Genomic DNA, 12,720 nt, shown 5'->3' with positions numbered 1-12,720 from the left:
TAAAAAATCTACTATGGATCTTTCAAAAATAAAACTTGCTCAAATGTTAAACATAGAAATGCCTATCATTATGGCTCCTATGTTTTTAGTCTCTAATATTGCCATGCTGAAGGCAGCGGCTGATAGTGGAATAACTGGTGCGATTCCAGCATTAAATTTTCGAACGGTAGACGAACTGCGCAAGGCTTTGGAAGAGATGAAGGCAACCGTAAACGGTCCTGTAGGTATTAACCTTATTGTGAATAAAAGTAATTTCTTGTACAAAGAACAGCTGGATGTTTTGTGTGAAGTGGGGGTAGATTATATCATTACCAGTTTAGGTTCACCCGAAGAAACGATTAAAAAGGCACACCAACATGGAATTAAAGTGTTTTGTGATGTTACAGATGTTAAATACGCCAAGAAAGTGGAAAGTTTGGGAGCAGATGCACTCATCGCTGTGAACAAAGAGGCGGGTGGACATGCTGGAAACTTATCTTATAAAGAATTGATTCCGCTGCTAAAAGAGAATTGTTCTATACCCGTTATTTCAGCTGGTGGTGTGGCAACGGGAGAACAAATGAAAGAAATACTTGAGCTCGGTGCAGATGGTTTTTCTATGGGGTCCATTTTTATAGCCTCGAATGAAGCCGGCGTTTCTGATGAATACAAACAGGCTATAGTAGATTATGGTGCAAAAGATATAGTAATGACAACCAAACTATCCGGAACTCCTTGTACCGTAATTAATACTCCTTACGTTGAGAAAATTGGAACGCAGCAAAATTGGTTAGAGCGCATTTTAAACAAGAACAAGAAATTGAAAAAATGGTTCAAAGCCTTTACCTTTTATAAGGGAATGAAGAAATTAAGAAGTGCGGCTTTTAGTGCAACCTACAAAACAGTTTGGTGTGCCGGACCAAGTATAGAACACGTTCATAAAGTTGAACCCGTTGCTGGTATCGTAAATCGTTTAAAAGAAGAGTTCCATGCAGCCGGTTAAAGAAATCTCCAAAGCGAAAATGCAACGCATGTTGTGGATGTTGGGCATTTTTAAAATTCCCTTATTGGCTTTTTGTCGACCAAAATTAGTTTCTATCTCAGAAAAAGAGGTTACAATTGGTATACATTTGAGGAGAAGAACCAGGAATCACTTAGGTTCTATGTATTTCGGAGCTTTGAGCGTAGGGGCAGATGTTTCGGGTGGAATTTTAGCGTTTTATTTTGCGGAAAGATACGGACTCAAGATTTCGTTTGCCTTTAAATCCTTTGAAGCACAGTTTCATAAAAGGGCAGAGACAGATGTGACTTTTCATTGTACCGAAGGGGATAAGATTAAGGACTTGGTGATGAAAGCCAAAGATTTGGGTGAGCGTCAGAACGAAAAAGTGGAGATTTTTGCCAAAGACAAAAGTGGGACAATTGTGGCTAGTTTTCTTTTGGAGCTTTCGGTTAAGGTGAAATAAGTTTATTTTTGATTGTTAAACTATGCAACTTGAACGTGAATTATTGCGTTTGAAAAGAAACAATTTAACAATTAAAATACCCAATGAACAAATTACTTTCACTTCTCATTCTTACTTTATTAATTGGCGTCAACACTAATTCTTTGGCGCAGTGTCAAGGGGTAGATGAAGTCGATCTTGGAGTAGATACAACCATTTGTAGCTACGATACCATTGTTTTATCAGGACCACAAGGTTATGACTTTTACCAATGGAGCGTTATCAATGATAATGATTCCTTATGGGTGAGTCAAGCAGGAACCTATACTTTAATGGCAGGTAATTATGGAAATACCAACCTTGTTCAATTTGGAGATTTTGAAGGAGGAAATACAAATACTGCCAATTCATTTACATCAGATTATATTCCTGGTCAAGGAGGAACTTGGGGATTGTTATCCAATGGAGGACAATACGCTATCTCTACCAACCCAAGTTTAACACACTCTAATTTTGTTACCTGCGGAGATCATACATCAGGTTCAGGGAACATGTTGGTTGCCAATGGATCTTGGACACCAAATACTACAGTTTGGCGTCAAACGGTAAATGTTACCCCGAATACAGGGTACTTGTTCTCCTTTTGGGCAACGAACGTAGTGAATAACCCAGCCGTTTCCTATTTACAATTATACATTAACAACGTGCCAATTGGAGACACCAATGTTACTTCAACTGCTTGTAATTGGGGAGAAATTGGAAGTTTATGGAATTCTGGTTCAGCAACAACTGCTCAATTGGAAATTAAAAATCACAGTACAGCAGCTTCAGGTAATGATTTTGCGATAGATGATATTTTCTTTGGTGAGGTTTGTTATTCTTTGGATACTATTGTCATTGCAGAAGATCAGATTAGTGTAAACGCTGGTCCCGACTTAAATTTCTGTGAAAATGAACCCGAACAACTCACGGCAACTTCTAATGATCCGAATGCTCAATTTGAATGGAACACTTCAGAGACCACGGCTGACATTACCCCGAATGCAGATGGAGCTTACACAGTAACAGCAACTTCTAATTTAGGTTGTACTGTAAGCGATGTGGCTAATGTTGATATTACAGAAATGAACTGGGATATAGATTCAACTTTCGTACAAAACACAAACTGTGAAGCTACAGACGGATATGTAGGTGTGATGTTGGATAACCCGAATAATTTGAATACTTCATTTTTATGGTATGGTCCAGGTCAGAATACAAGTAACTTTATCAATGCCTCTGTTTTTGGAAACTTGGGTACGGGTTGGTACTACTTAGAGGTGAGTTTTGATGGATGTACGCGTTATGATTCTGCTTACGTGGATATTAATAATGCACCAATAGCAGATTTTACAGCTACTCCAAGTACAGGATTTGCACCACAAACTGTGTCTTTCACCAACAATAGTCAGAATACTAACTCTTTCCAATGGGACTTAGGAAATGGTGTAACAGGCACTGATGAAACTCCTGCAGATCAAGTCTACCAGGAAGGAACTTATGAAGTAATGCTTGTTGCAGGTGATGGCGCGTGCACCGATACAGCTTATCAAACCTTGGTTTTTGAAATCCAAGTGGAATTACCAGGTGCAAATGTTGAGGTAGCCAATGTTTTTACCCCCAATGGAGATAATCAAAATGATGAGTTTTTCTTTGAGGTGGTGAATATGGATCCAGAGAATTTTGAACTGATCATCTTTAATAGATGGGGAGAACAAGTGTTTGCTTCAACAAGTCCAGATTTTAAATGGGATGGAAAAGTAAATGGAAAAGAGGCTTCTGAAGGTACTTATTTCTACATCTATAAAGGAAAAGGTTTGGATGGAGTGGAGCTGGAGGGACAAGGATTTGTTCAGCTTGTTAGAAATTAGAATGAATAAAATAACTCATTATAAAGGCCCCGGTTTCTTAGCTGGGGCTTTTTAATTGAGCTTATAAAAAATTAAGTTAAACCTTTCCTCTGCTGTATAATACTTGCAATAAAACCACGCAGCATAATGCTTTTTAAACTTGGTACGATAGCGTTTATGTTTTTGTAGTCGAAGTCTATATTTCCCCTCAAAAGTTTCTATACGTATTACGCGCCGCATAAGTGTGTAGTTTTGATGGGCTTTACTCCAAGAAGTACTGATTTTTATATATTCTAGTGTGCGTTTGTTCTTTAAGATATATTGGAATTCAAAGGCATCCAGGTAAAGTATTTTTATGCCTCGTATGGAACTGGGTAAATTGTATTTAGTGCTATCACCGAGCAAATAGAGTTTGTTTTCTAGACTAAGTTTAGCGTAGTGGTAATCGACGTATTTCTCTAAACATTGCGTATAAATAGTAGTAGTATCTACCTCTGGTTTTTTCGATATTTTAATGCGAATTCCCCCGGTTTGTCCCATCAAAGACCCCGAAAATAATAAGAGTAGAAGGATGTAGTGGTAAGGTTTCATGCTAGTCTCCTCTTTGTATGCGTTCAAATATGTATTTAGAATCACGCAAAGTGAAATAAACAAATGAGCTATTTTTCATTGTGGTTACGAAGGAATAGTCGGTATTAAAAATGCCCTTTTTTCGAGCAAGACATTTTGTAATTGCTACCCGTAGAAATACTTCTTTAGCACCAACAGTAATATGGTCGAATACGATAAGCTCTAATTTTTCTTTCTTTTTTAAGACTTTCAACAATTCTGTTTCCGAAAGCAAAACAATTCTTTTTCCAGCCAAACTGTCAGGAAGTCCATAGGTAGTTAAATCATCTTGTTGTACATAAATTACCTCGTCGTACTTGTAATGCACTTTTCGGAATTCAAGGTGTTTTTCAAGCGCTGTAGCGTATAAGTTGTCAGAAATTAAATCACTACTATCTTTCTTTGATATACGTATGGTGTCTTGGGCAGAAAGGTTGATGGTAATCAATCCTAGGAGTAGTACTAAAATTGTTTTCATGAGCAGTAATTGTGGTTGTTATTTCAGATAACGAACAACAAGGTAATCGTTACATGTGTTGAACGCGAGCTTTGGAAGAATATTTTAAATTTTCTTGATTCGGCCACCATTTCCGGCTATCCATTGTAGTCCCCATCAGCTAGTTTAAGTCGCAATTTGCCCTACCATTACTTCTTTAGGTCGTAATGATAGGGCAATGCTTACTAAAAAACGAGTTGTAGGGGAGCTGCCATTCCTATCCGGGGTGGGTTGTACAAATGGGGATGTTTTTATAGGAGATGTAGCGGTTTAAATTTTCAATCTTCAATTAAGGTTCCTGATTTATTGTCGAAGGACCAATTTCAAATCGGCAATTTCAAATTTTATGGTAATTATACGCTTGTTTGCCCAATGTAATTTTTGGGGATGAAATTTTACTTCAAGCGCACCAATTCCCCTTTGCGTTTTACAATGTTTTTATAGTCCCATTGTATATCCTTTGCTTGTTGTAAACAATGGATTAAACGAGACTCGTCAATTTGTTGTACATGGGTAAAGGTAAGTTCTGCAGCTTTAAATTTTCCTTGAGCGATCAGCGGTGTGTTTTCAAAACTTTGACCACTCCAAAATAATAGTCTTATTCCCATTTTAAGCTTACTGAAACCAACTATAGGGTTTCCATCAATAAACCAAACAGGATGTGCATGCCATATTTTTTGCTCCGTAGCGGGTAAATGTTCGTTAATCAAATTAGTTAGCTTCTGACAAATCTTTTGGTCCTGAACATTAAGGCTGCTAATGTATTCTTCTATACTCATGCTTTTGTTTCTTGCGAAGGTAACACCTCTATTGATTTGTTACAACTAGTGCCCAGAAAAGGGTGGCGAATAGGCTTTGGGCAAACAAGCGTATAATCACCAAAATTTCCAATCTCAAATCTCCAATTTCCAATTTCAAATCTATATCCCCTACAAAACCCCTCGCTTAAATGCCGCGTGCAATTCTTTAAAATCAAGTTTACCCTTGGCTTCAATTAGGTATTGGTATATCACTATCGCTTTTTCTTGTCTCTTATCAGCACTCTTTATTTTGTTGACCAGGTGTAATAAATTTCGCTGTTTACCTGGCGTTAAGGCATGAAAATAATCATAGAAAACAACATCATTCTTCCATAATTCTTCCAATTCTTGGGGTAGGGGCATGCCGTATTTAGAGTCATCTTTGGTAAGTGTTACTTGAATGGCAATATCTTCCTCCAAATCAAATTGCCTACGCACCTCTTTGTTGATGTTCACAAAGTAATCACCGAGGCCATCAGGCATTAAGGCGCAGTGTATATAATCTTTATCGTTGAAGTAGAGCAGTATTCTTCTATCGTCAGTGATGAAATTTTGTACCGCTTCCTGAGCAAAAGGAAGTACGTAACTCCAAAGTTTTCCATCAAACCTTCGCAAATGCGTTGTGAGTGTTTTTCCTTGATTCATCTACACTTATTGAAATTCATAGGCACCTAAATCGGGCACCCCAGTACGCGGTGTTTCCTCTATATCCAAACCTGTGCTGTGGGTAAAGCTTGTGCTTCCTGCATCAATGAACGGACTCCCAGCGGTTAAATGAAAGTCTTTTTCTGCTTGGTTTTCAAAACCGGGGAAAAGATTCCAAAGTATGTTGCTCACGCGCGGGTCGTCATCAATTTCATCCTTGGCTTTTAAGGCACAATAATCAAATTCAAAATCAAAAATGAAAGAGTTTAGGTTATCATTCAAGGTATCAAATCCTATAGCGTTATCGCCCGTAGCATCCAAGATACAGTTGTACATTTTCCCATTTATGTGCGCTCCAACATTCTCATAATGATTTCTAAATGCTGCTGCCACGCTGGCATTTCCACCATAGGATAAGAAATTAGATTGTTTGAAATAGAATTCACCTCCTTTTAAAGAGAAATAAGCGTATGTACCATTACTATGAACGGAAAGGTTCTCACCATAAATAGTTCCTCCGTCAAAATTAAATAAACCGTAGCTGGCATGATTAGAAATTTCCGAATTGTACAGTTTTACCGTGTAATCTGAGTTTGTGGGATGGGTTTCATAAATATGAATACCAGCAATACCGTTCTTTATGATCGCATGGTTAATGGTCGAGGTTTTGGCATGATCAAAGTATAAACCATAGTACTGACCAGCAACGTCATCGTAAAAATCTTCTAATCTATCACCTTGAAAAGTAACCGGTTCGTCCACTGTTCCATTGATGTTTAACGCACTTTCACTTACATAAAAGATAGCATTCTTGTGCAGGTAAAAATCTGTTCCTGCTGGGATGGTAAGGTCTTGTCCGTCTACAACACGCACCGAGCTGTAAACCACATGGGGCTTGTCGTTGGGAAGTATACCCGAAATGGTGTCTCTATTGTAGAAATACGCATCTTGTCCCCAGGCTGCCAATAATACATAACTGTATTTTCCATTAACCAAAAAGCGAATAGAATCTTCTATCACCAAGGGGTTTGTTCCGTTGTTGGGGTCTAAGGTAACCTCAACAAAGGTGTAAATGCTGTCTTTTGCAGGTATGATAACATCCTTATGCATATCTCCGCTAATTCCGTCTACATTAATTCTGAAGTTAGAATTGCTTTCGCCCATCAGTAAGATTTCATCGATTTTTACCGGACGATTTTCAGTGTTGTGAATTCTAAAGTTTAAGGTGGTAGACCCCACGGTTGTGAAGATGGTATCAAAAAGTAAAGTTTCTGTAGTAAAATTTATTCCACCCGAACTTAAAATGTCTTTTTTCTTACAACTTGTAAAGAAAGCTACATTCAAAGAAAGAAAAGCTAAGATGATATATATGTAATGTTTCAAAAGATTATTTTTAATGCGTAAACGTTGCGGAAGCTAAAATATTTCAAATATTGAAACTGACCGCAATTGAAACTTTAAAATCTAAGTAATGAAGAAATTATTAGTATTGAGCATGGCCTTGATCAGCTCTTTAACATTTGCACAATTCCAAGATGGATTGAGCGTGAAGAAATCAGCTAGAAAAACAGAAAGCTCAACTTTCGGTTTAGGAAAGATTGAAGTGAACTACGGTTCTCCTAAGAAAAAAGGTAGAAAGTTGTTCGGTGAATTGGTTCCTTATGGAAAAATTTGGCGTGTTGGGGCAGATAATGCTACAAGTATTGAAATGAACACTTCTTTCTACGTTGGAGGAAACAGAGTAGATGCAGGTAAATATGCATTGTTCTTAATTCCTGAAGAATCTGGAGATTGGAAATTGATGTTGAATAAAAATGCCGACCAGTGGGGAGCTTATGCATACGACAAAGAATTGAATGTGTTGGAAACAACAGTAAAAGTAGGTTCAGTTAAGGAAGAAGTTGAAGCTTTGGACATTCGTTTCCACGAATTAGCAGATGGTAAGGGAACTTTAGAAATAGTTTGGGGTACTACACAAATCAATGTACCTATGTCTGTTAAATTAACAGAGCAGTTCGACGATAAATTTGCTGCTATCATGAAAGCTACTCCAGAAGGAGATAAGTGGGCGGCTTATGCACAGTCTGCAGATTTCTTATTGAACCAAAACTACAAGTTAAATGAGGCTTTGGAGTATGCAATGACAAGTGTTTCTATGATGGAAGCACTAAGCGATGAAGCAAAAGCGAAATTAGGGTACTACAAAGGATATGTGAACTTTACTTTAGCGCGTGCTTACGCTGCAAATGGAGATAAAGAGAACGCAAAGAAAATGATTGCGAAAGTGCAAGCAGATAATGGTGACGGATCTTACTACAGTTACGAGAGAAATACTCCAGTTGTAGATGCTTTATTGAAAGAAGTGAAGTAATAAACGTACTTTTAAAAGATAGGAAAAGGCTGCCTTCGGGTGGCCTTTTTTAGTTGTTGGGTACAAAAAAGGACTATTAACTAATAGTCCTTTTTTTGATAGAATACTTGATTATATTACTTTCCGTTCAATTCCATGGCTCTCAAGGTGTTCATCATCAAGGATGCAATGGTCATCGGACCAACACCTCCTGGTACGGGAGTAATGAAAGAACATTTTTCAGCTACGTTATCGTAATCAACATCACCTCTTAATCTAAATCCAGATTTTTTAGAAGCATCCGGTACACGCGTTGTTCCCACGTCGATTACAACAGCACCTTCTTTTACCATGTTCTCTTTAATGAATAAAGGTTTTCCTATAGCTGCAATCAAAATGTCTGCATTGGCACATAACTCCTCTAAGTTTTGAGTTCTAGAGTGTGCTAAAGTTACCGTACAGTTTCCTGGGTTCGTGTTTCTACCTAACATGATGCTTACGGGCATACCTACAATGTGACTTCTACCAACAACAACACAGTTTTTACCAGAAGTCTCGATGTTGTATCTTCTCAGTAATTCAATGATACCTGCTGGAGTTGCTGGTAAGAAACCTGGTAAGTCCAATACCATGTTACCCAAATTTTCTGGGTGGAATCCATCAACGTCTTTCTTAGGGTCTATTGCCAAAGTAATTTTTTTCTCGTCGATGTGTGCAGGAAGGGGTAATTGAACAATGAATCCATCAATTTCTTGATCTAAATTCAATTCGTTTACCTTATTTAATAATTCCTCCTCTGTAATGCTATCTTCAAAACGAATCAACGTACTTTCGAAACCAATTTCTTCACACGCTTTTACTTTAGCTCCTACGTAAGTCATAGACCCACCGTCATTTCCAACTAAAATTGCTGCTAAGTGAGGGATTTTCTTACCTGCCGCCTTGCGTGATGCAACTGCTTGGGCCAATTCTTTTCTGATTTCTAAGGCTGTTTCTTTTCCGTTTATGATCTGCATTCCTTTATTTTTTTGCAAAGATAAACGCTTTTTTTTACCTGACCGAGCTTTTGGGGGAGATTGCTACACTTTTAAAAAATCTTCCAGCTAGAGGGAAGATAGTCGCTTGTCTTAAGTGCTACTTTCTCTTTTTTATTTGTGTATTTACCCTCTCTAACATCCCGCTTTTTCCTAAATTTGGAGCTATTCTATGGAAGAAAAATTAATCCAAAAAATTCAAAGGTCGGATAGACCTTTTTTAGTGGCGGGCCCCTGCAGTGCTGAATCGGCAGAGCAAATGGAAATGGTAGCCAGGGATATTGCTCTAAATACCCATGCCCAAGTTTTAAGAGCCGGTATTTGGAAACCGCGTACACGCCCTGATAGCTTTGAAGGGGTGGGACAAATTGGTTTGCCCTGGTTGGTAGAAGCTGCAAAGAATAACGGATTACTTTCAACCACAGAGGTGGCCAACGCTAAGCATGTAGAACTTATCTTAAAAGCTGGGGTTGACATTGCTTGGATAGGTGCAAGAACTACCGTGAACCCTTTTGCAGTGCAAGAAATAGCAGACGCCTTAAAAGGTTCGGGCATCCCTGTTATGGTGAAAAACCCTATCAATCCAGATTTGAATTTATGGATAGGTGCTTTTGAACGTTTGGAAAAGGCAGGGTTGACAGATTTAGCGGGTATTCATAGAGGATTTTCCGTATACAACAATCCGCGCTATAGAAATCAACCCAACTGGGAGATCCCTATAGCCTTGAAAGAAGAAAGACCTGATTTACCCATCATTTGTGATCCGAGTCATATTTCTGGCAAAAGAGAAAATTTGTTGCCCATTGCACAAAAGGCTATGGATTTGAATTTTGAAGGATTGATCATAGAGACGCATCCCAATCCAGAAAAAGCATGGTCGGATGCCAGACAACAAGTTACGCCTACCGCTTTGCGTGAAATGTTGAGTCAATTAACCCTGAGAAGAGAATTGATTTCAGAGGATGCGCAAAACAAAATGCTCTTAATGCGCGATAAAATAAGTGGCTTGGATGATAAAATATTTGAACTCCTTACTGCGCGTATGCTCATCTCTGAGGAAATAGGTGTTTTTAAAAGAGACAACGATATTACTATTTTACAACAAGAGCATTGGAAAAAGATGATTGCCACTCGATTGAGCAAGGCTACAGATCTAAACTTGAGTGAAGCTTTTGTAAGAGAATTTATGGATGCTTTACATCAGGAATCTATTCGTCATCAAACCAAAGTGATGAATCCTAATTTGGGTGATTAAAGAACATTAAATTTACTTAGGAATAAAAAAGACCGACGCTAAAATTTTAACGTCGGTCTTTCTATTTATAATAGGTATATATTATTGTTGAGCTTCAACACTTCCAAATACTCTTTTTAAAATATCTGTAACACGTGCTGCTGGGTCTTGTCTAATTTTGTTTTCCTCTTTTTCAACCATAATGAATAATCCATCTATGGCCTTTTCAGTAACGTAAGCATTTAGGTCTGTTGTAATTTGCTCACCTCCTGTAAACTTCATAATCTGATTGTACTTGGTTGCAACTGGTTCCCAATATTGAGTAAGTTGAACCTCGTCTATAGAGTTTTGAACTTTTGGAGAGAAAGCTTCTACTAATTGACTCGTTGTGTTTTCTCTTAAGAAATTCGTAGCTGCACCTTCACCTCCTTTAAGAATGGCAAATCCATCGGCTATACTCATATTCTTTATAGCATTGATGAAAATTGGTTTTGCCTCTGCGCTTGCATCTTCTGCTGCACGGTTTAAAGTTTCAACGATCTTATTTACCTGTGCATCCAGTCCTAAGTCAATCGCTTTTTCTTTCATGGCCAAAGCACTCTCTGGCCAGGGTAATTTGATTTCAGCATTTCCTAAAAAACCATCTGTTACAGAGGTTAAGCTTACCGAGTTGGAAATACCAACAGTTAAGGCTTCTTTTAAACCAGAAATAACTTCTGCATTTGTTAGTTTAGTTGTTGCTCCACTTTCAGATACATCTATCGCAGTTTGTGCTACTTCTTCAAGTATATCACAGCTGCTTAGTCCTAGTGTTAATGACAATAAGGCAACCTTTGCAATATTTTTTTTCATATAAATAGGTTTTTGTCAAACATACGAAATATTTTTAGGGTCAATTCAAAAAAGATACCATAGATGCGAGCAGAAATAATCACAATAGGAGATGAAATATTAATTGGTCAAACCGTAGATACAAATTCTGCGTGGATGGGACAATTATTAAGTTCTAATGGAATTTCCATATTTAGAACCACTTCTATTTCAGATACCAAAGATGAAATTATTGCCGCAGTTGATGCTGCCATGCAGCGCAGTGAGTTAGTATTAATGACAGGTGGACTTGGTCCAACCAAAGATGACATAACCAAGCACACGCTTTGTGAGTATTTCGATACGCCTTTAAAGATAAACCAAGAAGTACTCGAAAGAATTGAAGCCTTTTTTGCACAGCGTAACCGACCGATGTTGGAGGTGAATGTGCAACAGGCAGCCATGCCAGAGGCCTGTACGGTTCTTCCTAATAAACAGGGTACAGCTTCAGGAATGTGGTTCGAGAAATACAATAGTATTTTAGTCTCTATGCCTGGTGTGCCCTACGAGATGAAAGGATTGATGACAGAGGAGGTGATGCCGCGTTTGCAAAAGCGCTTAAATATCTCTGCAATTTATCACAGAACATTAATGACCCAAGGAATAGGGGAGTCTTTCCTAGCTGAACAAATAGCAGACTGGGAAGATAAGGTAAGAGCAGAAGGATTTGGTTTGGCTTACCTACCTAATTTAAGTACGGTTAAATTAAGGTTGACTTCACCTCGAGGAGAAGAAGATGCCACGCGTATAGAAGATTTGTTTCAGGAGTTAGAGGAACGTTTACCCGTTCATGTTTTTGGTAGAGACGATGTGATGCTCGAGGAAGCCGTTGGGAATCTTTTAAAAGATAAAGGTATAACCGTTGGGGCCATTGAAAGTTGTACGGGTGGAGAGTTGAGTGCAAAGTTTGTTTCCATTGCAGGGTCTTCTGCTTATTATCTGGGGAGTTTGGTAACCTATACAGATGCACTGAAGCAAAAAATGGTAGGTGTTCAAAAAGAAACCTTGGTGAAACATGGTGCCGTGAGTGAACAAACAGTTATTGAAATGGCTGAAGGTGGAAGAAAGGTTTTGGATACCGATTACGCGATTGCTATTTCTGGTATTGCAGGTCCAGATGGAGGCACGGAGGAGAAACCTGTAGGTACCGTTTGGATGGCCATTGCCAGTGAGCAAGGTACCCAAACACGTTGTCTTCACTTAGGAAGTAACAGGAGTCGCAACATCCAAATAACCGTACAGCATGCGTTGAATACTTTAAGAGTAAAAGTATTAGCAGAACATGCATAAAAAAGGAGAGTAAAATTAGTTTTGTGGAAATCAACGATGAATTGTTAAGTAAAAAGGACAATTATTTCTAGCAAAAAGG

Annotated in this window: 13 protein-coding genes; 6 read left to right on the top strand and 7 right to left on the bottom strand. The window is 38.3% G+C overall.

The window, feature by feature from the left end; translation table 11 throughout:
• The first annotated feature begins 13 nt into the window (after positions 1–13).
• The 3 genes from BM327_RS05455 to BM327_RS05445 all read left to right on the top strand — a co-directional run bounded on the left by BM327_RS05455 (position 14) and on the right by BM327_RS05445 (position 3,334).
• On the top strand, positions 14–982 hold the full coding sequence (locus BM327_RS05455; protein WP_090247308.1) for an NAD(P)H-dependent flavin oxidoreductase: 969 nt from the start codon (positions 14–16) through the stop codon (positions 980–982).
• On the top strand, positions 969–1,445 hold the full coding sequence (locus BM327_RS05450; RefSeq protein ID WP_090247307.1) for a PaaI family thioesterase: 477 nt from the start codon (positions 969–971) through the stop codon (positions 1,443–1,445). Before BM327_RS05455 ends, BM327_RS05450 begins: the two co-directional genes overlap by 14 nt.
• Positions 1,446–1,528: 83 nt before the next feature.
• Positions 1,529–3,334: a T9SS type B sorting domain-containing protein gene (locus BM327_RS05445; RefSeq protein ID WP_090247306.1), complete on the top strand. Its 1,806-nt coding sequence runs from the start codon at positions 1,529–1,531 to the stop codon at positions 3,332–3,334.
• Between the two features lie 51 nt (positions 3,335–3,385).
• Here BM327_RS05445 and BM327_RS05440 read toward each other — a convergent pair whose 3' ends face one another.
• From BM327_RS05440 to BM327_RS05420, 5 genes are all read right to left on the bottom strand, one after another.
• Positions 3,386–3,904, bottom strand: coding sequence for a hypothetical protein (locus BM327_RS05440; RefSeq protein ID WP_139230267.1), 519 nt, complete (start codon positions 3,902–3,904; stop codon positions 3,386–3,388).
• 1 nt (position 3,905) lies between these two features.
• Entirely contained in the window at positions 3,906–4,400 is a 495-nt protein-coding gene (locus BM327_RS05435) for a hypothetical protein (RefSeq protein WP_090247300.1), read from the bottom strand.
• Positions 4,401–4,813: 413 nt separating this feature from the next.
• Entirely contained in the window at positions 4,814–5,197 is a 384-nt protein-coding gene (locus tag BM327_RS05430) for a DUF1801 domain-containing protein (protein WP_090247297.1), read from the bottom strand.
• A 150-nt stretch (positions 5,198–5,347) separates the two neighbouring features.
• A complete protein-coding gene (locus BM327_RS05425) occupies positions 5,348–5,863 on the bottom strand; it encodes a DUF1905 domain-containing protein (protein ID WP_090247295.1) in 516 nt (171 codons plus the stop codon).
• A gap of 6 nt (positions 5,864–5,869) precedes the next feature.
• Positions 5,870–7,246 carry a choice-of-anchor Q domain-containing protein gene (locus tag BM327_RS05420; RefSeq protein ID WP_090247293.1) on the bottom strand — a complete coding sequence of 459 codons (1,377 nt, stop codon included), beginning with the start codon at positions 7,244–7,246 and terminating at the stop codon, positions 5,870–5,872.
• 88 nt (positions 7,247–7,334) lie between these two features.
• Between BM327_RS05420 and BM327_RS05415 the strand changes: the two genes are divergently transcribed.
• Complete coding sequence (locus BM327_RS05415) at positions 7,335–8,234, top strand: DUF2911 domain-containing protein (RefSeq protein WP_090247290.1); 900 nt, start codon at positions 7,335–7,337, stop codon at positions 8,232–8,234.
• 116 nt (positions 8,235–8,350) lie between these two features.
• Here BM327_RS05415 and BM327_RS05410 read toward each other — a convergent pair whose 3' ends face one another.
• Positions 8,351–9,229, bottom strand: coding sequence for a bifunctional 5,10-methylenetetrahydrofolate dehydrogenase/5,10-methenyltetrahydrofolate cyclohydrolase (locus tag BM327_RS05410; RefSeq protein WP_090247288.1), 879 nt, complete (start codon positions 9,227–9,229; stop codon positions 8,351–8,353).
• Positions 9,230–9,419: 190 nt separating this feature from the next.
• Between BM327_RS05410 and BM327_RS05405 the strand changes: the two genes are divergently transcribed.
• Entirely contained in the window at positions 9,420–10,502 is a 1,083-nt protein-coding gene (locus BM327_RS05405) for a chorismate mutase (RefSeq protein WP_090247285.1), read from the top strand.
• An 81-nt stretch (positions 10,503–10,583) separates the two neighbouring features.
• Here the strand turns inward: BM327_RS05405 and BM327_RS05400 are convergent, their stop codons facing one another.
• The gene (locus tag BM327_RS05400) at positions 10,584–11,333 is read right to left on the bottom strand and encodes a DUF4197 domain-containing protein (RefSeq protein WP_090247282.1); all 750 of its coding nucleotides are present in this window, start codon (positions 11,331–11,333) and stop codon (positions 10,584–10,586) included.
• Between the two features lie 63 nt (positions 11,334–11,396).
• Here BM327_RS05400 and BM327_RS05395 point away from each other — a divergent pair, with 63 nt between their 5' ends.
• Positions 11,397–12,641, top strand: a complete 1,245-nt coding sequence (locus BM327_RS05395; protein WP_090247279.1) for a competence/damage-inducible protein A — start codon at positions 11,397–11,399, stop codon at positions 12,639–12,641.
• The last annotated feature ends 79 nt before the right edge of the window (positions 12,642–12,720 follow it).

It is taken from the genome of Lishizhenia tianjinensis (genome assembly GCF_900116425.1).
In the GTDB taxonomy this organism is placed as follows: Bacteria; Bacteroidota; Bacteroidia; order Flavobacteriales_D; family Crocinitomicaceae; genus Lishizhenia; species Lishizhenia tianjinensis.
Note: the sequence above shows the minus strand (reverse complement) of the source record. Positions and strands in the feature narration are given on the sequence as shown.

What these genes read in the sequence shown, in the direction of transcription:
- BM327_RS05455 (WP_090247308.1), top strand. Translation starts at nt 14, where the DNA reads ATGGATCTTTCAAAAATAAAACTTGCTCAAATGTTAAACATAGAAATG.
- BM327_RS05450 (WP_090247307.1), top strand. Translation starts at nt 969, where the DNA reads ATGCAGCCGGTTAAAGAAATCTCCAAAGCGAAAATGCAACGCATGTTG.
- BM327_RS05445 (WP_090247306.1), top strand. Translation starts at nt 1,529, where the DNA reads ATGAACAAATTACTTTCACTTCTCATTCTTACTTTATTAATTGGCGTC.
- BM327_RS05440 (WP_139230267.1), bottom strand. Translation starts at nt 3,904, where the DNA reads ATGAAACCTTACCACTACATCCTTCTACTCTTATTATTTTCGGGGTCT.
- BM327_RS05435 (WP_090247300.1), bottom strand. Translation starts at nt 4,400, where the DNA reads ATGAAAACAATTTTAGTACTACTCCTAGGATTGATTACCATCAACCTT.
- BM327_RS05430 (WP_090247297.1), bottom strand. Translation starts at nt 5,197, where the DNA reads ATGAGTATAGAAGAATACATTAGCAGCCTTAATGTTCAGGACCAAAAG.
- BM327_RS05425 (WP_090247295.1), bottom strand. Translation starts at nt 5,863, where the DNA reads ATGAATCAAGGAAAAACACTCACAACGCATTTGCGAAGGTTTGATGGA.
- BM327_RS05415 (WP_090247290.1), top strand. Translation starts at nt 7,335, where the DNA reads ATGAAGAAATTATTAGTATTGAGCATGGCCTTGATCAGCTCTTTAACA.
- BM327_RS05410 (WP_090247288.1), bottom strand. Translation starts at nt 9,229, where the DNA reads ATGCAGATCATAAACGGAAAAGAAACAGCCTTAGAAATCAGAAAAGAA.
- BM327_RS05405 (WP_090247285.1), top strand. Translation starts at nt 9,420, where the DNA reads ATGGAAGAAAAATTAATCCAAAAAATTCAAAGGTCGGATAGACCTTTT.
- BM327_RS05400 (WP_090247282.1), bottom strand. Translation starts at nt 11,333, where the DNA reads ATGAAAAAAAATATTGCAAAGGTTGCCTTATTGTCATTAACACTAGGA.
- BM327_RS05395 (WP_090247279.1), top strand. Translation starts at nt 11,397, where the DNA reads ATGCGAGCAGAAATAATCACAATAGGAGATGAAATATTAATTGGTCAA.